This window comes from Ktedonospora formicarum (assembly GCF_016587355.1).
GTDB classification, from domain to species: Bacteria; Chloroflexota; Ktedonobacteria; order Ktedonobacterales; family Ktedonobacteraceae; genus Ktedonobacter; species Ktedonobacter formicarum.
Map to the genome: position 1 here is coordinate 1,061,136 of NZ_BNJF01000003.1, position 21,890 is coordinate 1,083,025.

Below are 21,890 nucleotides of genomic sequence, written 5' to 3' on the forward strand. Positions count from 1 at the left end.
TACGAGGGCACGGCGCCGCTCCTCGCAGCTAGCGCGCACTCCTTCTACGAACATCTGAGCGCTTTGCGCTAGCTGCCGTTCAGGCAGCGCAGTGCCCTCGTATGAGGGTTGATGTTCGTTGGAACACACGCGCTCAGGTTTTCTCATAAGGAGTTGCTAACCAGGAATCCTCGCCACCTGAGTGGCTATGGAAACCAGGGCACACGGACGGGTTTGCCAACGGCATTCCCATCCACACTCCATGACTCGGGCAACGCTCTAGCGCGGATGGCTAGCGTGCCTCAGTCTGACGGTGTGAGCACGACCTACCCCGAAGAACTTTAAAACTGAAGAATCTTCTCAAGCGGGTAGCAGAACAGAAAGATACGCATATACCACAATTGCTTGCTTAAGGCATGCGCAAAATACTGATAATGATGCCATCCTTAACATTGCATCCCTTATTACTGAATATATTATTGCCTCTTCCATTTGATATGTCAATGCTTAAATCAATAAAGAAATGATTTTTAACATTTATTAACAATAGCACTTGTATATATTATTGCCCAAAAGCTTCAAATTATCGTGCATATAACTATGGAATAGGATTATCTAGTTTATAGATAATTAGGGAGGTTAGGAATTATGAATGAGTTAAAGCGTGTTTTAATGCGGACAGTGTACATCGTTCTTCTAGGGGAAAAGAGTCCCACTGCGAAGATATTGCAATTGAAGTTTATTTAATAAATACTGCAAATAGCGTTAAAAAGGATATAAGCTTAGAATAGGAAGAAGCCAGGATGAGATTGCTTTTCGATCTCATCCTGGCTTCTCTTCATTGGAAGGGATTATCTGTTGATAGGAGGCTGATAGCCCTGATCACGGGCGGACACTCTTTCATTCTTATCCTTGCTAAGGATACCGAATGCCAGGAAGCCAACACCAGCAACGAGCAGAATAACACAATAGATCCAGTCTTTAGAGTCGGTAAGGGTGGGATCGCTCAGGTTGAGCCCAATATAGAGGATGCCTAGCAGCAGGAAGATAACGCCAGCGACAATGCGTCCCACGCGCTTGCCAAAGAGAAGATAAATCAGCCTTGTCATTGTTTGCCACAACTCCTTTTGTTGAATTAAGCATCGTATGCAGCCAATGATAAATATAAATATCCGGGTAGCCTTATGCCCTCCGCACCGGGCATTTGTGAAGGATGCTCTCCCTAATTCCGTGCACCAGATAATTTCAGAGCATCACATCAGCCTATATCTATGCTTCAGGAGGAGTATATACGATATTGTAGGCCATTACAACGCCTAAATAGGGTCATTATGAATTATAGGTCGTTGACTAGCGGAAACAATGGCATCCAAAGTATGCAGATTGGGCCAGCCCATTCGCGTGGACAGCAGCGCCAGCGGGGGCGGTGTCAGGTTAGCACGTGTCAGGAGATCTGGTTGGGCGAAGAGGCCCGATGGTGTGCCATGGAAGAGCAGTTGACCACTGCTCATAACGGCAACGTGCTGCGCATGCTGCGCGACCAGTGTCATGTCGTGCGTGATGGCAACAATGGTGTGCCCCTCCGCATGCAACGAGCGAAGCAGATCGAGCAGGGCATCGGCGTTGCGCTGGTCCTGCCCAAAGGTTGGCTCGTCGAGGATAAGGGTACGCTGTCCCGCCGCCAGAACTGTCGCGACACTTAAACGTCGCTTCTCGCCATGACTGAGGGTGAAGGGATTAGCGCGTGCGAGGCGCGTCAGGCCAAAGCGCTCAAGCAGATCGCTGGTGCGCGCCTCAACCACGTCAGGGGAGAGGCCCATGACCCGCAGGCTATAGCCAATCTCATCCGATACCGACTCGGTAATAAACTGGTGTTCGGGATTCTGGAAGACATAGCCCACCTCATGTACAAGCTCACGCGCGCTGAAGCGCGTAATCTCTTTGCCGTGTAGCAAAACCTTGCCAGCAGGGGCGTGCTGGATATCCATCATATGGTGCGCGAGGGTCGTCTTGCCCGCGCCATTCGCTCCCACCAGGGCCAGGAAGTCTCCTTGAGGGACACTGAGCGAAATATGATCGAGAATCGTGCGCGCGCCATGATGAAGGGAAAGGTCGCGTATCTCGATGGCTGGTTGCGTCACCTGCTCATCTATCGCGGGTATGCTCTGTGAAGGTGCGGCAATCACGAAGTCACTCTGCCGTAGGGCCTGCTCAGCTTCAGCCAGCGTCACAGGATTATGAGGTAGAGTCACGCCTTGCGCCCGCAATCGTTGGGCCAGGAGCGCTATCTGAGGCACCCACACACCATACTCCTGTAGCGTTTCAATGGAGTCATAGAAGACGCTACGCGGCGTGCCATCGGCGATGATAGAGCCAGCACGCCCGAGCACAACCACGCGGTCCACAAGGTCCATCAGGTCGTCAAGTTTGTGCTCAATTAAGATGATGGTATGGGCGCTCTGTTCTTTGATCTGGCGTAAGAGCGCGAAGACATTCCGCGTGCCAACCGGGTCGAGGTTCGCCGTGGGCTCATCAAATACAAGAACGCCCGGCTCCATCGCCAGGAGCGACGCCAGGGCAATGCGCTGCTTCTCCCCACCCGATAGCTGATCGACCGGGCGCTGACGATGATCCGGTAAGCCAACTGAGAGCAGGGCCTGTTCAATCCTTCCGTCCATCTCGCTCACTGGCACGCAGAGGTTTTCCAGACCAAAAGCAATCTCATCTTCGACAGTGAGGGTCGCGAACTGCGCTTCGGGGTCCTGAAAGACGATTCCAACCTCCTGCGCCAGCCTCGCCACACTCTCGCGCTGCGTCTCTAAACCATTCACGTGAACACGTCCCCGCAGAATAATACCTGATTCGTGCGGGATCAAACCGTTCAGGGTCAACGCGAGCGTACTCTTACCACACCCCGAAGCCCCAAGCAACAATACCGTCTCGCCAGCATATAAGCTCAGATTCACATCTTCTAAAATGGGCTGCTTACGCCCTCGATACTTCACGGTCAATTCCTGGATATCGATTAAAGCCATTTTACAATTCCCCTGTATTCTCGATTGGATTCAGGCAAGCCTCACTCTGTCCCTTGACAAAACATATTAGCATGCCCTAATATCTTAGTGCAGAGGTCGGATATTAGCAAGACCTAATATCTGGGAATCTCGGCATGGATTTTCAGCACAAAGGCAATTTAACAGCTTTATTTGGACAAGTAAATATTTTGATCGCGAAAGGACGCAAACAATGAATGAACAGTCAGTGGCACCTGCGCAGAAGAAGCGCGGCTGGCTCGCGTGGAGCACAAGGGATATCTTGATTATCGCCGCGATTGGCGTCGTCTTCGGTATCCTCCTGGCGATACTGATGTATCCCTATATGTTATCGGTTGTATTTGGTCCCATCGTCGCGTGGGCCTGGGTCGGCTTCTTCATTCTGCCGGGCTTCTTCATTTCCTATGCTCTCAGGCGCGCGGGTGCAGCCTTCTTGATCGCCTTGCTCTATTGCCTTGTCATGCTACCTGTCTCGCCATACGGACCATCGATCATGATCACAGGTATTATTTATGCCGTCGCGGGTGAAGGTGGAGTCCTGCTTGGCACGCGCTATCGTCATTTTGGCCTGCCCTCGATGATCCTGGCGGGCGCGGCGGGTGGCGTGGTCATGCTGCTGATCTACCTCGTCTTCTATCCCACGTCCTTTAATCTGGCGCTCCCCATCTTGATTGGGGTCATCGCCGTTACCATTTTGAGTAGCATAGTTGGCGCGATCATCGCGAAATACCTGGCTGATGCCGTGGCGCGCACGGGTGTGCTCTCCGGTACGGCTCTCAAGAGCAAGGAGATCGAAGAGATTTAGCCTCGCCAGCAATCATGGGCAATGTTTAATGCTCACCGGGTGCGGCAAGTTCTTTGGCGTCGTGTGGAAAGAATATATGCGGTGCTTTGCCCTACAACTTGAGGCTAATCGTATGCGGGTGATGGTGACAATCGTATCGCAAAGAAGGAGAGTGCGCAGAGGCGACGCCATGTGGCGTCGCCTCCCGCGACAAGGCTCCCAGCCTCAGTACTACGACCGGGAAAACCGTCGCTATCCCCGTCCGACGACCGCGCCGATTAGCTCGTTGTAAATCGCGCTGTAGGCACGTCCGAGGATCTGACCGAAGATCATGTTGACGATCATGAAGATGATCACCATCGGGATCACGTAGACGATCCCGTTGCTTCTCTTGTGGAGCAGCAGGGAGTTGACCGCGTAGACGGCCCCGGTGATGAGCAAACTGATGATCGCGTTGATGAGCAACCAGACGAACCCCATTGATCTCACGTCCCAAGGTCGTAGAATGCTGACTGATAGAAACCGTGTCAAGAAGCCAGGGCGCATTAAGCACATCCCTGGCAGCCTCCTTCTTCCACCACAATTTCAGCGGATGATTCAACCGCGATTGGCTTATTCGGTAGATCAGACCAGCGCGAACACTTGTAGCAGGAGGAGATACAACTCGGTACCTTTGAGTATACCGAAAGCGGAGCACCAGAGCAATAGGTACCTATGCGAAAAAACTTGGCGCACCCGATACCCATTGCCCGCGCCTCTCTCATAGCAGTGTGCGGAAGACTTGAGCTATTTCATATGCGCTTTAGCCTACACTGTAGCTCAAGCGGCCTGCATACTGCTTTAGATGTTAGAAAGCAATATAGAAGCCTGTGAACACTTATTACCAGCCAACCAACTCGCTTCTTCACCGTCTCAATCCATTGAGCAAACTTACGGCGTTTGTCCCGCCGCTAATCTTTGTCGCGCTGACAAATGATGCCTGGGTCCCATTGGCCTTTATTTTGCTTACCCTATGCGTGACATTCATGCTCGGTCGCGTTTCGCTGAAGCGCTTCATGAGCGTCAATGGGCCGATTCTGCTTATGCTGATTGGCTTCCTGATCTTTTACCCTATCGCGATCCGGCCCGAACTGGTCGTAGGTACGCCGGTACTTTTCCACCTGGGTCCGCTGACGGTCTACCGCAACGCGGTATTCTATGGCTTCAGTGTGGTATTGAGGGCGTATGCGCTATGCCTGATTTCGCTCTGCTTCAGCTTCACGACAGACGCCAGTGACTTCATTCGCGCCCTGGTTCAGCAATGGAGGTTTCCCTATAAGCTAGGGTATGGCGCGTTGGCGGCATTCCGTTTTGTGCCCCTACTCCAGAGCGAGCTACGCCTGATCCAGGCGGCCCATAAGGTGCGTGGCATCTCTGATCAGGGCGGTGTGCGCACCTTCTATCAGCGTCTGCGCCGCTATGCGGTCCCCCTGCTGGCAACCGCCATCAGGCGAGCCGAGAGGACGGCCCTGGCGATGGATGGTCGAGCCTTCGGAGCCTTCGCGCGCCGCACATATTTCAAGCGCTTCCGCTTCCAGACGCGCGACTATCTCTTTGTGCTGGGCTTCTGGCTCCTCTGTACACTTCTCATTGTTCTCTGCTGGCGCGCGGGTCTGCTCGGTACGCTGTCCTGGGATAAGACGGTATAGTCCTTTCAATGCATCGGAGAATTCATTATGCGAGAAGAACATTTTTGTGCCCATATCTCGGAGGTACGTCAGGACCCATTCATAGGTCTGGCGACGCCTGCCGATCTCTGGCTTATGGTCGAGTATACCGGCCCCTGGGAATACATGTCGGTGTATAACAACAAATTGCCCGAGCATGTACGGGAATGGTTGAAGGCAATTGCCAACGATTATATGAACCTGAAAACTATCGTAACCTTTATCAGGAAAGACATGCGGCCTCTGGGGCGGATACGCTGCTTCGTTGGCGTGACACGCGAGGAGCGCGAGGCGATATATGCCTTCAACTTCGCGAGCTATGAGGAGATTCCCAAGCTCGATCTTGAGGCTTTGCGCACAGGCTCCCCAGAGTATGACGCCTATCTCTCATCCGATCCCATGTACCTTGTCTGCACCAATGGCAAGCATGATATGTGCTGCGCCCGCTTTGGAATCCCCGTTCATCGCGAGGCTTCGCGCATCGATAGTGAGCATACCTGGCATTGTACCCACATCGGTTGGGACCAGTTTGCCGCCAATTTCCTCTGCCTGCCTCATGGCGTCTACTACAGCCGCGTGACAGTGCCGGAGGTCGCGTCGATCATCGAGGCTGACCGCGCCAGGAGGCTCTATACGCGCAAGTGTCGCGGGCGTACGATCTATTCCTACGCAGTCCAGGCCGCCGAGCACTACATCCGTGAGCATACAGGTGAGACGCGTATGGATGCGCTACGCCTGTTAGATAGCACGACAGAGGCCGAGGGCCGCGATACGGTGCGCTTTCAAGCTACCAGCGACGGGACGATCTATCGTGTCACAATCCAATTCGAGTTGCAGCAGCCAGAGATGCCTCCCTGCCGCTGTGACGCCGAGGGCAAGAACTTGCGCTACCATTTCCATTTGCAGACCTTTGAGGAACTACAACCCGCTTGATTAGAGATGCCGCGTTAGTAGATGTCTATTATTAAAGCGGCATCTCTTCTTGACCCCCAACCTTCACGTGCATAAACCTACTGTCAAAAAGATACCCCTTGACCTCAAGTGCTTGAGGTATTTTATACTACGGACATGAAGAATTCGTCATCGCTTCCACAGCAAAAAACCTATACCATTCATGAAGTGGCTCAAAGAACCGGCTTGAGTATTCCAACTCTCAGGTACTACGAAGAGATCGGGCTTGTTCCTCATGTCTGGCGTGATTCAAGCAGTGGTCACCGGCGCTATAGTGCTGATACGCTCCAGGTTCTAGAGTCACTAGCCAACCTGCGGGCCGTTGGTATGAGCCTTGATGAGATGCGTACTTACCTGACTCTTCGCGAGCAGGGCGACGAGACAGCCGTCGAAAAGCGAGAGCTTTTTCAGGCTCACGCCGAAAAAATAGGCACGCAGATTGAGCAGCTTCAAATTCGTCAGCATTACCTGGCATTTAAAGTCGCCTACTGGGACGCCAGAGCCCGTGGCGATTTCGCTGAAGCCGAACGCATCGCCCTGGAATACGAAAATATTGTGAAGGATTTAAGATAATTTCTTATCCGAAAATCAACGTCGCTGTCGCGACTAGCGCGAACTCCTTATTCAAACCCTTGAGCGTATCAGCGCTAGCCGCCGTTCAGGCAGCGCTGGGGTTCGTTTCAATGAGAGCGCGCTCAGATTTTCGGATAAGACCTAATCAGGAAAGGGAAGAAACCTATGGCAACATTACTCACAACACCGTTTAGTGCCACATCAACCGCGATGGAGGTTATTGAGGGGATAGATTTACGCGGCAAACGCGCTCTTATCACGGGCGGCTCAAGTGGGATCGGAGTGGAAACGGCTCGCGCACTGGCGCAAGCTGGCGCTCAGGTGATACTTGCCGTCCGCGATATGGCAGCAGGCGAGCAAGCTGCGCAGGAAATTATGCAGACAACAGGTAATCAGGACGTCTATGTTGGAATGCTCAACCTTTCCGATCTCGCTTCAGTACGCGCATTTGTTAATAACTGGAAGGAGCCCCTGGATATCCTTGTTAATAACGCCGGAGTGATGGCTATTCCTGAGCGTGAGGTCAGTGCTCAGGGACACGAAATGCAATTCGCTACCAACCACCTCGGGCACTTCGCGTTAGCGCTTGGTCTGCATGATGCGCTGGCGGCGACAGGTCATGCCCGTATTGTATCGGTCAGTTCAGTGGGGCATATCAACGGCGAGGTCGATTTTGAAGACATTGACTTCCAGCATCGCCCCTATGACACATGGTCGTCCTATGGGCAGTCCAAAACAGCCAATATCCTGTTCGCGGTAGAAGCAGCCAGGCGTTGGACAGCCGATGGTATTATCACCAACGCCCTCAATCCTGGTCGCATCGCCAATACCAAACTTGGGCGAAACCTGCCAGAAGTCCCGGTCAATCCAGCTCTATCAGGTCCTGCAAGCACAGGGGTATCAGTTAAGAACATCGAACAAGGCGCGGCAACCTCTGTCTTACTGGCGGCATCACCACTGATCGAGGGCGTTAGCGGTCGCTATTTTGAGGACTGCAATGAAGCCGGGCCGCATCAGCCCGGTATTCGTCGAGGGTTCGCCGCCTATGCCGTTGACCCTGATAACGCTCGAAGATTATGGGGAATCTCTCAGCGCATGCTCAACGAAGCATAATGACCAGGAAGCCTAATCGGTTATTAAAGATGATGGTATGATGACTATCTGCCCCTCCTTCCCCCTCCACTCTTGCTCACATAGATGTTATACTAGGCGCAATGTAGCGCTCTTTACATCTGTCGCCCTATGTGAATAGGTGCTGACTTGTGACGAGCAAAGCGGGTTTCGCACCCATTGCGAAGGTCCGTGCTACGCCAGCATGCCCGCATCGATGACAGGAGTTGTTGTGAGCGAACTTGCCAGGCGTGCAGTTCAGCACGCCATGGAGGACGCGCAATCCATCGCGCATGTTCTCCGCTTCGCCCATGAGTACGCGCTGGTCGCAAGGACCGAGGGTTTCCTCGACGGAGACCGGGACCTCGCCAGCTTCGAGGCTTCCCTCGTGCGGTACCCGCAGCTGTTTGAGCAGAAGATGGGACCGCAGCTCCAGAAGCTGCTGGACGCGACGCTTAAGTCCAACCTCGGGCGTCGCGCCGAGGAGGACGAGGCGTACCGCCGCGCCTACGCCGAAACGTACATGCCGAAGGCGAAGGAGGTGGCGCTCAACACCCTGCGGGAGATCTGCGGGGCGTAGCCGTACTGACGCGCGTGGGCGAGCCGCACTCATCTCAGAGTGCGGCTCGCCCACGCGCTCCCCTACTCTCAACAACTGGAAAGTATCACAGTGGAGTTCTTCCTCTGCATCTACTCCTCTCCCCACATAACCCTCGCGAAGACAGTCAAACACTAACAATAGATAAGAGCACACTCTTGCTCCAGCTCACTCAAGAAGAGTAGGGGCCTATGAACAAGCTAAACCAAGTGGAGCTTGATAAATCAGGTTCCACGGTCAAGATATGGATATTACACCCCCCATTGTGGCGTCTTAGAAATATTTTTCTTCCCCTTGTGGTCCTGCCCCTTTGCGTGTATACTATTAACTACTACAGTGGTTAATAGTATTAGAGGTCGTTATGGACGTGTTAGAACAGCTACAGCAGATAGGTTTGACGAAATATGAATCGGAGGCATACGCGACGCTTGTCCAGCATGACTCTATGACCGGCTACGAGCTTGGCAAGCAATCACATGTTCCGCTCTCACGAATATATGAAATCCTTGAGCGGCTGTTAGAGAGGGGGCTGGTGCTGGTACAGCCTGGGGAGCCACCACGTTACCGGGCGCAGGAGCCAGAATACTTTCTGGGGCAGGTTCGCGCGTCGATGGAGCATACCTTGAACACGCTCGCTACTTCCCTGACACTCCTCCAACATAGGCAAGCTGACGGGGAATTCTGGGTTGTGCGCGGGAAACGTAATACGCTCGAGCGAGTTCATCGCCTGTTGAGCGAGGCACGAGAGGAGGTAAATCTAGTCATGCCAGCCGCGCATCTCGCGGAAATGCAGGAGGATCTATGGCAGGCTCAGGAGCGTGGCTGTCGCATCTATCAGGTTTCGGCCTCGGCTATGAGCGCGCCCGATAGCGTGCTCGTCCTCTGCGACCAACGTCTCTCCCTGGTTGGCACGCTGGAATCACAGGCTACTGTGACCTCCAATCCCGCGCTTACCCTCACCTTACGCGGCTACTTCGAGCACCAACGCCTCACAAACAATCACGTAGGCGCGGAAATCATTGCACGTGAGTCAGGGACGGAGTGGCTGGCATGGGAAGAGCGCAAGCAGCGCCAACTCTGGAACGTGAAAGACAAACGCGATCTCGCGCAATTCAACTCATAAGAGGAAAGGATTCAACAACATGAATTATGACATTCGCGACATCTCTCTAGCTGCTCAGGGGAAACGACGTATTGCCTGGGCGGCGCAGCACATGCCCGTCCTGAGCCAGCTCAGCGCGGAGTTCGCCGCTGAGCGCTCATTCGAGGGCAAGCGGATCGCGGCGGCGCTACATATTACGACGGAGACGGCGGTTCTACTCCTGGCTCTGCGTGCGGGTGGAGCGGAAGTAGCGCTCTGCGCCTCCAACCCGCTCTCCACCAAAGACGATGTTTGCGCGGCGCTCGTCGAGGAGGGAATTTCAGTCTATGCCTTCTATGATGAGGACATCGAAACCTACGGTCGTCATATTGAGCAAGCGCTCGCCTGCGATCCACACCTCGTCATGGATGATGGCGCGGATTTGATAGTCGCGCTTCACCAGCGAGCCGAGAGCGGATCGACCATCGCCGCGATTGAGGAGACAACGACGGGCGTGATTCGCGCTCGCGCCCTGGCGGAGCAGAAGCTTCTACGCTTCCCGGTGGTCGCCGTCAATGACGCACCAACCAAGCACTATTTCGATAACCGCTATGGCACGGGACAGAACACCATCGATGGCATCTTACGCGCAACCAATACTCTGCTCGCGGGTGCTACGCTGGTAGTCGCGGGTTACGGCTGGTGTGGGCGAGGAGTCGCGGCGCGAGCGCGTGGCATGGGCGCACGCGTAATTGTGTGCGAGGTCAATGCCACGCGAGCGCTTGAGGCTGTCATGGATGGCTTTCAGGTGCTGCCCATGCTTCAGGCGGCGGAACTGGGCGACATCTTCGTGACCGTGACCGGGATAGCCGGGGTCATTCGGGGCGAGCACTTCCAGCGCATGAAGGATGGGGCCATCCTGGCGAACTCGGGACACTTCAACGTCGAGATTGATATCGCGGCCCTCGCTGACAGCGCCAGCGAGCGAGCACAGGTTCGCGAGCACCTTGAGGAGTATCGCATGCCGGATGGGCGCAAGCTCTATCTGCTGGCTCAGGGACGGCTCGTAGGTCAGGTGGCAGCAGAGGCCAGTCCCGCCGCCATCATGGACCTGAGCTTCGCGGACCAGGCCCTCTGTACCCGCTATCTCTTACAGGAATACCAGCACCTTACGCCCGACGTACACGACGTACCAGCCGCTATCGATGAGCGGGTCGCGGCCCTCAAGCTTCGTGCTTTGGGTATTGAACTGGACAGCCTGAATGAGCAGCAGGAGGTATACGCGCGTTCCTGGCAATTGGGGACAGTCAGCTAGGATTATATATAAAGGAGTAGATCATGCGCGTCTTATTGACAGGAAGCTCGGGACAGCTTGGAAGCGCTATCGCGGAAGCACTGACGGCGCGGGGGCACGAGGTCTATGGCATTGATCGAAGGGCTGGTCCCTGGACGCGGGAGCTTGTCAATATTGGCGAGCGTGAGACGCTCTTTAGCCTGGCACGCTGGTCCAACGTAGTGATCCATACCGCTTCGCTCCACCAGCCAGACATGGCACGGTATAGCGAGTCCGACTTTGTTGAGACGAATGTGAATGGAACGCTCAATCTGTTGGAGGCGGCACAAGCGGCAGGCGTCGGACGCTTCGTCTACACCAGTACCACGTCGGTCTATGGAAAGGCCATGCGCTCCTGGCGAGGCGCGGTATGGGTCACGGAGGAATTGCACCCACGTCCACGCGACATCTACGACCGGACCAAGTTGAGTGCCGAGGCGCTTTGTAAGCACTTTGCGCTCAAGCGGGGCTTGCCCGCGATCTGTCTGCGCGTGGCGCGCTTCTTTCAGGAGTCGCCACGCGAAATGGCGCTGCATCGGCTCTACCGGGGATTGGACGTGCGGGATGGTGCGATGGCGCACGTGCTGGCAGCCCTCAACGAGTCGCAGACCTTTGACATCCTAACAATTGCGGCACGCTCACCTTTTAAGAGAGAGGACACCTCTCTCCTGTTACGCGACCCCGTAGCGGTCCTGCGTCAGCGCTTGCCGGAAGTCCTGGACGTGTTCGCAGCGCGCGGGTGGGAACTCCCCAAAAGCATCGACCGCGTCTACGACTCTGAGCGGGCTGAGAGCGTTCTCGGCTTTCAACCCGCTCACAACTTCCTTGAGCATGTACACGCGTGAGCTGGACGCCGCAACCTTAGCTCAAGGCTTCTTCGGCTTCGCTTTCGCGTACTTCGCGCAGATCTTCCTTGCGGTCGAGCAAGTCAAGATAGAGGATGCCATTAAGGTGGTCTATCTCATGCTGAAGGGCCCAGGCGAAATAGCCTTCGGCTGTAACGCGCATGGGCTTGCCGTTCAAGTCCTGGCCCTTGACCACGACGCGGTCAGCTCGTCGCACATTGACGCCATAGTAGCCAGGAATGCTCAGGCAACCATCGAGGCCGATTTGCTCGCCGTTCGTTTTGATAATCTCGGGATTCGTCATCGCGATCTTATAGTGCTTCTCCGTCTTGGGGTCGTCAAGCTCCACGACGAACATGCGGATCGATAGCCCAATCTGGGGCGCGGCCAGTCCCGCGCCATTGTTGGCATGCATCGTCTCAAACATATCCTTCGCCAGCTTGTGGAGCGAGTTATCAAAACGGCTGATACGCTTGGCCTTCTGGCGCAAAATAGGATCGCCCAGCATCACAATTGGGTATAAAGACACCTTCTATCTATCCTCTCGACTAGTTCACACCGAGCGCTAAACGGCGGTCGCGCGTACTTCATCCTCGCTGGTCTCCCAGGCAAGCAAGTCACTCATAGAAACGGGGAAGAAACGGTTCAAATAGGTAAGCAGACGGTCCAGGGTAGCATAATCAACGCGCTGGCTGCGCCCCGTGTGGAGCGCGACCAGCACACTCAGGGAGACGCCGCTCTCGTCCGCCATACGTCGCAAGCTGATGGCAGGCTCGCCCTGCCTGGCACGCTCAACGTTAAGTTGCGCGAGTATGAGGCGAAGCTGGCATGATACTGGCATGGGTGATCCTCCATAATTGATATATTTCTCATGCAAAACCCGACCCGCCTTCTCACTTTAAGAGTGCCGGAATTTGCATATAAGCTTAGCTTTAGTATACCTTCTGCGTTGTGGGATGTCAATGCAGTGCAATTACAAGCCGCAACACATGCATGCTTCATCGGAGCTATTACAACAGCGCTCAAAAGGCTTAAACCCTGCATATGTAGGCGCAGAGCTTTAGTCTGCGCAGGGCTACCCACGCGGGGTGCTCGGCGCTCGCTAAAGCTGAGCGCCTACATATGCCCTCCATATGAACATGAGAGAGTCGAAAGAGTGTCAAAAGAGTCTCGTGCGCGACTCTTTTGACACCACACACTACTTGAAGGGCTGATCCCAGCGCTCGTTATGCGCAACCTCGCCGATTGGCTTGCGCTTCTTCTGCCCCTTGCCAATGCTTGCCACAGGATAGCCGAAAGGAACAATCACCAGGACCTTAATCTCAGCGGGAATCCCTAGCACGGGATTGACCTGTGGCAGGTTCTCAAAGCCAACCCAGTTGGAGCCAACGCCATGCGACCAGGCGGTCAGGATCATGGACTGGACAGCCCGGCTCGCGTCGGAGACCGCGAACGGACTCTCCTCCATACCCACAACAACCGCCAGAGGAGCCTGAGCGATATAGGGGCCAGTCTGCGCGAGCGCACCAAGCTGGCGCAACATCTCCCTATCTTGCACCACCACAAAATGCCAGGGTTGCCCATTCATACTGCTGGCGGTTAAGTGGGCCGCTTCCACAATCTCCCGGACAATGGCTTCAGGAATAGGCTTATCCTGAAACTGGCGTACAGCCAGAACTGTCTTTACCGCATCAAATACGTCCAAAGTACATCTCTCTTTCTAACACTTAATCGAGCCAACATTTAACACTGATAACAGTTCTAGCATACCCACTTATGCCAGAGGTAAGTGATATCTCTTTCTCACATGGGAGCCTTGATGGTCGGGCATATGGGGGGCAGGCTCTGAGAGCATTTTCACATCCTACGTATGAGCGCTCTTAGTGACGAGAATGACGTGCAGGGTGCGAGGGCCGTGGACACCTTCGACACGGTTGAGTTCGATGTCGCTGGTGGCTGAGGGGCCGGAGATGAAGGTGATGGGGCGCGTCGAACGCTCGGCAAGAGCGGCAATGGCTTCGGGTACCAGTCCGACGACCTGCTCTTCATAGACAACGCAGAGATGAATGTCGGGAACGAGCGTGAGCGCACGCCTCCCCTGGCGCATTCCGCCGTCAAGGATGATGGTTCCGGTCTGGGCGACGGCAACTGCGCAGCCTGTGAGGACGGCTGAGCAGGCGTCGAGGGCGGAGTTGTCTAGTGGCGGCTCGTCGCGCGCGATGGTGATTCCGGCGGGTTGCCAGTCTGAAGGCAGGTCGTTGGGCATGGCAAGGCGCGTGATGGCATGGCGCTGGCAGGCTTCAGCGATGGCGTTGGGCAAACCTGCTTCATCGGCGCGGGTGACCTGGGCCTTATAGTCGAGCAGGCGGTCAACGAAGTCGCTCAGGATAGCAACTCGGTCGCGTTCGTCGCGCTCACGGTAGGCGCGTGGAATGGACGGGGCGGCGGGTGCCTGCGCGATGGCTCCACGCACGCGTGCTAGAATGGCCTCTCGGGGGCTCTGATTCATACTTGCTCTCCTTTTGCGCGCTCGCGCCACCAATCACGGAAGCTCTGTTGAGGGATGGGGGCCAGGTCGCGTGCCGTCGTCCAGCCAGCGAGCAGGCCGGGTAGGTGGTCGATTGTGCCATTGTGGACAAAGAGACGTTGACCGCTTCGGGCAAGCTTTTGCGCTTGCTCGTAGCGTTTGGGGCTGGCAAAGACGCGCGCTAGTTGGCGCATAGCGGCCTTTTCGGGGTCCAGGGGTGAGGCTTTGCGCGTGACTTCGCCGCGCAGATGTAGCAGGACCTCGGGGATGTTGATCTTCACCGGACAGACTTCGTAGCAGGCTCCGCACAGGCTAGAGGCGTAGGGCAGCGTCTTCGCGCGTTCAAGGCCGAGTAGTTGCGGCGTGAGGATCGCGCCGATGGGGCCGGGATAGACCGAACCGTAGGCATGTCCCCCGGTGCGGGAGTAGACCGGACAATTGTTGAGGCAGGCGCTACAGCGGATACAGTGGAGCGTCTGCCGTCCCACCTCATCGGCAAGAACACTCGTGCGCCCGTTGTCGAGCAGGACAAGATGGAAGCTCTGGGGACCATCGCCGGGCGTGACACCCGTCCACAGGCTGGTATAGGGATTCATGCGCTCGCCCGTGGAGCTACGGGGCAGCAGTTGTAGGAAGACCGAGAAATCGGCGAAGGTTGGTAGGATCTTCTCGATACCCATGACGGTGATGAGTGTGCGCGGGAGGGTCAGGCACATGCGCCCATTGCCCTCGCTCTCGACGACGCCAATGGTTCCGCTCTCGGCGATAGCGAAGTTAGCCCCACTTACCGCGACCTGAGCTGAGAGAAACTGTTCGCGAAGATAACGTCGCGCCGCGCTGGTGAGTTGAGCCGGGTCATCGCTCAAGTCCTCGTCGCGCGCGATGGTGCGGCGGAAGAGATCGCGAATCTCGCTGCGGTTCTTGTGAATGGCGGGTACCAGGATATGAGACGAGCCCTCACCAGCAAGCTGAATAATGAGTTCCGCGAGGTCGGTCTCAATGGCGCGGATGCCAGCCTCCGCCAAGGCCTTATTCAACCCAATCTCATCCGTCGTCAGTGACTTGACCTTCACTACGCGGTCAGCACCCTTGGCCTGAGCGATCTCGGTCACGATGCGGTTAGCCTCGGCGGCGTCACGCGCCCAATGGACATAGCCCCCGGCGCGATGTACGGACGCCTCAAGCTGAAGTAAATATTCGTCGAGATGGCGCATCACACGCGCCTTGATGGCGGACCCGGCGGCGCGCAACTCCTCCCAATCGGGCAGCTCACCAACTACGTTGAGCCGCTTGGTACGAATGGTCCCGGTGGCCTTGCCCAGGTTACGCCGGAGCTGGCTATTGGCGAGCGCGGTTCGCGCGGCCTGGGGAAACATCGGCAGAGCCTTACTAGCCATTACTCGTCCTCGCTTTCGGTCTTGACCAAGATCTCCGCAAGGTGCATGCTTGTCACACCCGCGCGCTGGCGATGTAGCCCACCCCCAATGTGCATCAGACAGGACGTGTCGGCAGAACAGAGCACCTCGGCCCCCGTATCCAGCACGCAGCGCATTTTATCGCTGAGCATGGCAAGCGAGGTGTCGGCATTTTTGATGGCAAAGGTTCCGCCGAAGCCGCAGCACTCTCTAGAGTTGGATAACTCTACAAGATCGATGCCACGAACGGCGCGCAGCAGTTGCAGAGGCGCATCACCTACGCACAGGACACGCAGGCTATGGCAGGTTGGATGGTAGGTCACACGGTGAGGATAGTACGCGCCAACGTCCGTGATCTCCAGGCGTTTGACCAGGAACTCCGAGAGTTCGTAGACGCGCGGAACAAGCTGCTCGACGGCCTCAATCAGCCTGGGATCGCCAGAGAGCACGGCAGCTTTCGGATAGAGGTCACGCACCATGCCCACGCAGGACGCGGAAGGCGCGACAACCACCTCGGCATCACTGAAGACCTCAACAAAATGGCGAACCAGGGGAATTGCCTCCTGCTGGTAGCCTGTATTGTAGTGCATTTGTCCGCAACAGGTCTGAGCTTCGGGAAACTCAACCGTATGCCCCAGGCGCTCTAGAAGCCGAGTGGTAGCGATACCTACCCTGGGGAAGAGGGTATCGTTAAAGCAGGTTATAAATAGCGCTACACGCATCAGCTCATCCTTTCTTCAAGGAACGGAAACGCTGTGCCGCCTCGTTCCAGGCCGCTCGCTGTTCCTGGCGCGGCATAAAGGTATGCGTCGGGGTCGCGCGGGCGATGGCTCGCACCTCGTCCAGGTCGCGTAGTTCGCCCAGCCCGACAAGTTGCATGAGAGCGTTACCCAGTGCGGTAGCCTCGACAGGTCCGGCAATGACGGGTCGCCCACTGGCATCGGCTAGCCATTGATTTAGACGAACATTACGCGAGCCGCCACCAAGTACATGCACGGCTTCCAGCGGCGTCCCACTCAACCGCTCAAGCTGAAGTAAGACCTCGCAGTAGCGCAAGACCAGGCTCTCCATAATACAGCGCGCAAAGGCGGCAGGCGCTTGCAACGGCGACTGCTTACATTCTAACAGATATGCGTTAATGGTGTCAGGCATGTGCTCGGGGGCCAGGAAGCGCGGATCATCGGGATCGATGAGCGCGGCGAAGGGCTCGACGTTGTCAGCCTGCGCCAAAAGCGTATCATAGTCGCTAGCCTGACCTGCCTTATGCCACTGACGCTGGCACTCCTGCAAGAGCCACAGGCCCATCACATTCTTGAGGAAGCGCGTCGTACCGCAGATACCGCCCTCATTAGTATAGCTAGCCTCGCACGCCTCCGATGTCATAATAGGATGGGGTAACTCCAGACCCACCAATGACCATGTTCCAGAGCTGATATAGCCTCGCCCAAGAGCTTGCGCGAACGGGGCGGCGGCGATAGCCGAACCAGTATCATGGGTCGCGGGCGCGATGATACGCGGATTCCCCAGTTCAGCGCGCAATTCGGGGAGGACCTCGCCGAGCACAGTTCCTGGCTCAACGACCGGGGGCAGGAAGGGACTCGGTATATCCAGTCGCGCAAGCAGGTCAGTTGTCCACGCGCCAGTCACGGGGTTCCAGCACTGGGTCGTGGAGGCGTTTGTACGCTCGGTGACCTGGGAGCCGCAGAGCCAGCTATGAAGTAGATCAGGAATCATAAGCAGATTTCGCGCGCGAGTCAAATCCTCCGGTTGGTCCCGCTGATGCGCGGCAAGCTGATAGAGCGTGTTGAAGGGGAGAAACTGGATACCCGTCTGGGCATAGATCTCCTGGCGCGGAACGCGTGCGAAGACCGACTCCATCACGCCCTTGGTACGCTGGTCGCGGTACTGGAAAGGCTGTCCGAGCAGCTCGCCATTAGAATCGACGAGCCCATAATCGACCGCCCAGGTATCGACGCCGATGCTATCGAGCGAACCCGCCACTGTCCGCGCCTTGCGCAGGCCAGCGAGCGTCTCGCGCCACAACTCCTGGATATTCCAGAAGCGATGTCCATCTACAGTAACCGGACGGTTGGGGAAGCGATACACTTCTTCCAATTGCAGGTACTGCCCATCGAAGCGAGCCAGCATTACACGCCCACTCTCCGCTCCGAGATCGACTGCCGCGACATTGCGTGTCGGCATAGGTGTCCCTCCTGTGTTGCGCCGCCGCTGCTAAAGCGACGCGGCTACATATGATGGTGGCGTTGGAGCGAGCGCATTGCTTGGGGGGCCGGCATTGTGTCACCACGCGACCTGGCACATATGTAACTTGGGTCCGGCAATGCATCAACGCGCGATTCGGCCCATATGTAGCCGCGTCGCTTTAGCAGCGGCAATCTTGTTAGCGAGTATAGGCGGCGGCAACGCCCCCGTCAACATTGAGGATATTGCCGGTGCTCTTGCTAGAGCGCGTGGGCGAAGCGAAGAAGGCTACCGCCTCCGCGATATCCTCTGGCAAGATGTTGACGCCCAACGTCGTGCGCTTACGGTATAGCTCCTCAAGCTCATCGGGCTTGATACCATAGGTCGCGGCACGCTCCTCGCGCCATGACGAACTCCAGATACGCGAACCCGAGAGCACGGCATCGGGGTTGACAGTATTCACACGGATAGAGGTCGAGCCCCCCTCTTCAGCCAGGCAACGCGCGAGGTGCGCCTCAGCGGCCTTGGCGGTCGAATAGGCGGAGGCGTTCTTGCCCGCGACCAGGGCGTTTTTGCTGGCGATGAAGACGAGTGATCCGCCGCGCCCCTGTGCCTGAAGCGTGCGGAAGCCCTGACGCGCCACCAGGAAATAGCCAGTCGCCAGCACGTTCCAGTTGCGGTTCCACTCCTTGAGAGTCGTCTCGACGATAGACGCGCTTGACGCCAGACCAGCATTATTAACAATAATATCCAGGCCACCAAAGGCCAGCGCGGCCTGCTCAAAGGCCGTCTCAACGCTCTCTTCGCTGGTCACATCCATCCTGATAGCGACAGCTCTACCCGCGCCATATTGCTTGTTTAAATAAGAGGCAAGCTCTTGAGCGCTCTCAAGATCGATGTCGGTGGCAACGATATGCGCGCCATCACGGGCAAGGCGGCGGCAGATAGCCGAGCCAATACCACCAGCCGCGCCAGTTACCAGAGCCACACGCCGATCAAACTCGCGCTCGGGCGGAGCTAACTTGAGCTTGTACTGCTCAAGGGGCCAGTACTCGACGGCATAGCTCTCCGCCTCACTGAGAGAGATGAAGCCGCCACAGGACTCAGCCCCGCGCATGACGGCGATGGCACGATGATAGAGCTGAGCGGAGACATCAGCCCGCGCGGCATCCTTACCAGTGGTGAACATCCCCACGCCGGGAAGCAAGATCACGCGCGGGAAGGGATCAACGGCGGCGTCACTGGCACGGTAGATTGTCTCAGGAGCGTCAGGGTCGAGATCCTGTTCCGCGTTGGCCGCGAGATACGTGTTATAGCGCTCGACATAGGAAGCGATACTCGCACTCAAAGCCTCTGGTAGCGCCTCCACACCTCGCTCGGGCTCCCAATCAACGAGCAAGGGCCAGGGCTTTGTATGCACAAGGTGATCGGGACAGGCCGCGCCAATCGCCGTCAGGCGTGGTGCCTCATAGCTCCCCACGAAGGTCAGAATGTCTTCGCCATCCTCAAAACGCAAGACCTGGCGCGCGTTCGCCGAGATGAGTCCACGTAGCACTGGCGCGATACCAGACGCGATAGCATGCCGCGTGCCCTCCTCAAGCGCCGCGACGCTGGTTCCACCAAAGAGCGCGTCGGAAGAGTGCGCGATGCGGGCTTCAACATAGGTCTGCGCACGCTTAATGATGCTCATGGTTGATGCAAAGCACTCCTCGTCGCTCTCCCCCCAGGTAATCAGTCCATGCTTCGCCAGGATAACAAGCTTCGCGTGTGGGTTAGCGCGTACTGCCAGGGCCACCTCGCGCGCCAGAGAGAAGCCGGGGCGGCGATAGGGTATCCAGATCAGATCATCGCCGAAGCAGCCACGCGCCAGGGCCTCACCATCGGCGGCACAGGCAAAATAGTTCGCCGCATCGGCATGGGTATGATCGACATGCGCGAAGGGCAAGAAGGCGTGCAACAAAGTCTCGATGGAAGGTCGCGGACGCCCCGGCTCATAGAAGCAGTGCGCGAGATAGTTTACCATATCGGTATCGCTCATCGCCTCGCGCTCAAGCAAAGGCGACAGGTCATCAAGATAGAGGCCGGTAAAGGAGGCCTCGGTACAACTCGCCAGATCAGAACCAGACCCCTTCACCCACAGGATACGCGTCTCGCGGCCCCGAAAGTCGATGGCGTCGGTCTTGGCGGAGGTATTACCTCCCCCCCAGTTACAAATAGAGCGATCTTCCCCCAACCGTCGCGAGCGCGCGACCAGTTGGGCTAGTGTTCGCTGTGCAGTCGTCTCGGTCATAGCATCATCCTCTCCTGGGTTTCGTTTACTTTCACATCCTTTCAAAACGTACACCATCAACAGCCCATTTGTCAATCCTTCCAATGAGCATTGCGGCACAATACAGGCGAGGTTGCGCGGTGGAGAAGTAGGTGCGGAAATGAACTGATGCGCGCGAGCGCCCGAAGTGATAGTATAGGGATGTAGGAAGCAAATAAGCCAATTGTCCCCCGCAAGGAGGTTTTTGAACCGTGTTGACTCTCTTCTATTCACCCCACATGACGAGTGTGGATAATGAGGCCGGGCACGCTTCGGGACACGCGAACGTGCCCCTATCACAGGCTGGCTGGGCAAGTGCCCTGGAGCTTGGACAACACTACGCTCAAGAGGACCTGGACGCGGTCTTCTGCTCGGATCTGCTGCGTGCCACCGCGACGGCTGAGCGAGCCTTCGCGGGTCGAGATATACCCATTATTCCCGATAAACGCCTGCGCGAATGTGACTATGGCAAATTGACCCAACATCCTGTCATTGAGATTGATAAGGAATTTCCACGTCGCATTCATACACCTTTTCCTGGTGGGCAGAGTGTCGAGATGGTTGTGCGGGGGGTGGGCGCGTTTCTACGAGAAGCAATACGCATCTATGATGGCAAGAGCATCGTAGTCATCGGGCACCGGGCCACAAAATATGCGCTTGCCTACTGGCATACAAGCAACTCCACGCTCAAAGAGATTGTGAACACCCCCTGGGAGTGGCGCGACATCCCTATCTGGCGCTACGAGTTTCAACCCGAACACCTGGAACGTGCCGAATAATTCTGGTGAAGATACTATGTGACGGTCGCGGTCACGACCGTCACATAGTATCGCTATTTCCCGGCAGCCTTGTAGGGATAGTGGAGCGACTTATCGCCCTCAAAGTTCTCGTGCAAACCCGGCTTGGAGAGATCCCAGTCGGGGCGAACTTTTTGCATCACGGCACGTAGATCCTGGCGTAGCTCTTCGGGTGAGGGGCGACCCCAAAACCAGTAACCGTTATAGATCTTGTAGACGACCAGGCCCGGCTCCAATACAAGCGTATGGGGAATCATCGGGTTATGATGGGGGTCCGTGTATTCCTGGATATCCAATTCTTGTTGAACCTTGCGCCCGGAATCCGAGAGAAAGGTCCATTGCGCGCCTACCGCGTCACGAAACTCGTTTGTCTCCAGGATGTTATCGGTTGAGATAGTCACAATCTTTGTATAGGATACGGCGATCTTGGGATAAAATGCCGCCAGTTCAAGATGCTGCTGATGATCCTTGGGGCAGTAATGTCCACGCGAGAGAATGAGGATCATAGGATCGATGCCCTGTAGCTCGCTCAAACGTCGCCGTGTCCTGGTGTGGTCAGTCAGCTCAAAGTCGGGGAAACGCGCCCCCGGAACAATATCTGCTCTCACTCGCTATCTCCTTATCTCTA

At 56.3% G+C, this 21,890-nt stretch carries 23 protein-coding genes; 11 read left to right on the plus strand and 12 right to left on the minus strand.

Features of this window, described 5'->3' with window-relative positions; all coding sequences use genetic code 11:
• Positions 1-153 precede the first annotated feature (153 nt).
• Complete coding sequence (locus K3T82_RS31370) at positions 154-324, plus strand: hypothetical protein (protein WP_220197451.1); 171 nt, start codon at positions 154-156, stop codon at positions 322-324.
• A gap of 506 nt (positions 325-830) precedes the next feature.
• On the opposite strand, the gene K3T82_RS31375 is transcribed toward K3T82_RS31370, so the two are convergent.
• Entirely contained in the window at positions 831-1,088 is a 258-nt protein-coding gene (locus K3T82_RS31375) for a hypothetical protein (protein WP_220197452.1), read from the minus strand.
• A 207-nt stretch (positions 1,089-1,295) separates the two neighbouring features.
• Complete coding sequence (locus K3T82_RS31380; protein WP_220197453.1) at positions 1,296-3,014, minus strand: ABC transporter ATP-binding protein; 1,719 nt, start codon at positions 3,012-3,014, stop codon at positions 1,296-1,298.
• A 211-nt stretch (positions 3,015-3,225) separates the two neighbouring features.
• Between K3T82_RS31380 and K3T82_RS31385 the strand changes: the two genes are divergently transcribed.
• Positions 3,226-3,837 (plus strand): ECF transporter S component, encoded by a 612-nt coding sequence (locus K3T82_RS31385; RefSeq protein WP_220197454.1) that lies wholly within the window; start codon positions 3,226-3,228, stop codon positions 3,835-3,837.
• 91 nt (positions 3,838-3,928) lie between these two features.
• On the opposite strand, the gene K3T82_RS31390 is transcribed toward K3T82_RS31385, so the two are convergent.
• A complete protein-coding gene (locus tag K3T82_RS31390) occupies positions 3,929-4,369 on the minus strand; it encodes a hypothetical protein (protein ID WP_220197455.1) in 441 nt (146 codons plus the stop codon).
• A gap of 316 nt (positions 4,370-4,685) precedes the next feature.
• On the opposite strand from K3T82_RS31390, the gene K3T82_RS31395 reads away from it, so the two are divergent.
• The 8 genes from K3T82_RS31395 (at position 4,686) to K3T82_RS31430 (ending at position 12,013) form a co-directional block, all read left to right on the plus strand.
• Positions 4,686-5,504, plus strand: coding sequence for an energy-coupling factor transporter transmembrane component T family protein (locus K3T82_RS31395; protein ID WP_220197456.1), 819 nt, complete (start codon positions 4,686-4,688; stop codon positions 5,502-5,504).
• A gap of 27 nt (positions 5,505-5,531) precedes the next feature.
• Positions 5,532-6,455: a sucrase ferredoxin gene (locus K3T82_RS31400; RefSeq protein WP_220197457.1), complete on the plus strand. Its 924-nt coding sequence runs from the start codon at positions 5,532-5,534 to the stop codon at positions 6,453-6,455.
• A 135-nt stretch (positions 6,456-6,590) separates the two neighbouring features.
• Positions 6,591-7,046, plus strand: a complete 456-nt coding sequence (locus K3T82_RS31405; RefSeq protein WP_220197458.1) for a MerR family transcriptional regulator — start codon at positions 6,591-6,593, stop codon at positions 7,044-7,046.
• Positions 7,047-7,211: 165 nt separating this feature from the next.
• Positions 7,212-8,159 (plus strand): SDR family NAD(P)-dependent oxidoreductase, encoded by a 948-nt coding sequence (locus K3T82_RS31410; RefSeq protein ID WP_220197459.1) that lies wholly within the window; start codon positions 7,212-7,214, stop codon positions 8,157-8,159.
• Positions 8,160-8,388: 229 nt separating this feature from the next.
• Positions 8,389-8,736, plus strand: a complete 348-nt coding sequence (locus K3T82_RS31415) for a hypothetical protein (protein ID WP_220197460.1) — start codon at positions 8,389-8,391, stop codon at positions 8,734-8,736.
• A gap of 379 nt (positions 8,737-9,115) precedes the next feature.
• Positions 9,116-9,877, plus strand: a complete 762-nt coding sequence (locus K3T82_RS31420; protein ID WP_220197461.1) for a TrmB family transcriptional regulator — start codon at positions 9,116-9,118, stop codon at positions 9,875-9,877.
• 19 nt (positions 9,878-9,896) lie between these two features.
• Positions 9,897-11,150 (plus strand): adenosylhomocysteinase, encoded by a 1,254-nt coding sequence (locus K3T82_RS31425; protein ID WP_220197462.1) that lies wholly within the window; start codon positions 9,897-9,899, stop codon positions 11,148-11,150.
• Between the two features lie 23 nt (positions 11,151-11,173).
• Positions 11,174-12,013: an NAD-dependent epimerase/dehydratase family protein gene (locus K3T82_RS31430; protein ID WP_220197463.1), complete on the plus strand. Its 840-nt coding sequence runs from the start codon at positions 11,174-11,176 to the stop codon at positions 12,011-12,013.
• A gap of 16 nt (positions 12,014-12,029) precedes the next feature.
• Here the strand turns inward: K3T82_RS31430 and def are convergent, their stop codons facing one another.
• From def to K3T82_RS31470, 8 genes are all read right to left on the minus strand, one after another.
• The gene (def, locus tag K3T82_RS31435; RefSeq protein WP_220197464.1) at positions 12,030-12,542 is read right to left on the minus strand and encodes a peptide deformylase; all 513 of its coding nucleotides are present in this window, start codon (positions 12,540-12,542) and stop codon (positions 12,030-12,032) included.
• Between the two features lie 36 nt (positions 12,543-12,578).
• Positions 12,579-12,854 carry a helix-turn-helix domain-containing protein gene (locus K3T82_RS31440; protein ID WP_220197465.1) on the minus strand — a complete coding sequence of 92 codons (276 nt, stop codon included), beginning with the start codon at positions 12,852-12,854 and terminating at the stop codon, positions 12,579-12,581.
• 357 nt (positions 12,855-13,211) lie between these two features.
• Entirely contained in the window at positions 13,212-13,718 is a 507-nt protein-coding gene (locus K3T82_RS31445) for a nitroreductase family protein (protein WP_220197466.1), read from the minus strand.
• Between the two features lie 159 nt (positions 13,719-13,877).
• Positions 13,878-14,522 carry a LutC/YkgG family protein gene (locus tag K3T82_RS31450; RefSeq protein WP_220197467.1) on the minus strand — a complete coding sequence of 215 codons (645 nt, stop codon included), beginning with the start codon at positions 14,520-14,522 and terminating at the stop codon, positions 13,878-13,880.
• Positions 14,519-15,937, minus strand: a complete 1,419-nt coding sequence (locus tag K3T82_RS31455; protein WP_220197468.1) for a LutB/LldF family L-lactate oxidation iron-sulfur protein — start codon at positions 15,935-15,937, stop codon at positions 14,519-14,521. Before K3T82_RS31455 ends, K3T82_RS31450 begins: the two co-directional genes overlap by 4 nt.
• Positions 15,937-16,677, minus strand: a complete 741-nt coding sequence (locus tag K3T82_RS31460; protein WP_220197469.1) for a (Fe-S)-binding protein — start codon at positions 16,675-16,677, stop codon at positions 15,937-15,939. The genes K3T82_RS31455 and K3T82_RS31460 overlap by 1 nt, the downstream gene beginning before the upstream one ends.
• Before the next feature lie 4 nt (positions 16,678-16,681).
• A complete protein-coding gene (locus tag K3T82_RS31465; protein WP_220197470.1) occupies positions 16,682-18,157 on the minus strand; it encodes a rhamnulokinase in 1,476 nt (491 codons plus the stop codon).
• Positions 18,158-18,356: 199 nt separating this feature from the next.
• Positions 18,357-20,447 (minus strand): bifunctional aldolase/short-chain dehydrogenase, encoded by a 2,091-nt coding sequence (locus K3T82_RS31470; RefSeq protein WP_220197471.1) that lies wholly within the window; start codon positions 20,445-20,447, stop codon positions 18,357-18,359.
• Between the two features lie 230 nt (positions 20,448-20,677).
• Between K3T82_RS31470 and K3T82_RS31475 the strand changes: the two genes are divergently transcribed.
• Complete coding sequence (locus K3T82_RS31475) at positions 20,678-21,244, plus strand: histidine phosphatase family protein (RefSeq protein WP_220197472.1); 567 nt, start codon at positions 20,678-20,680, stop codon at positions 21,242-21,244.
• A gap of 53 nt (positions 21,245-21,297) precedes the next feature.
• On the opposite strand, the gene K3T82_RS31480 is transcribed toward K3T82_RS31475, so the two are convergent.
• A complete protein-coding gene (locus K3T82_RS31480) occupies positions 21,298-21,870 on the minus strand; it encodes a peroxiredoxin family protein (protein ID WP_220197473.1) in 573 nt (190 codons plus the stop codon).
• Positions 21,871-21,890 lie beyond the last annotated feature (20 nt).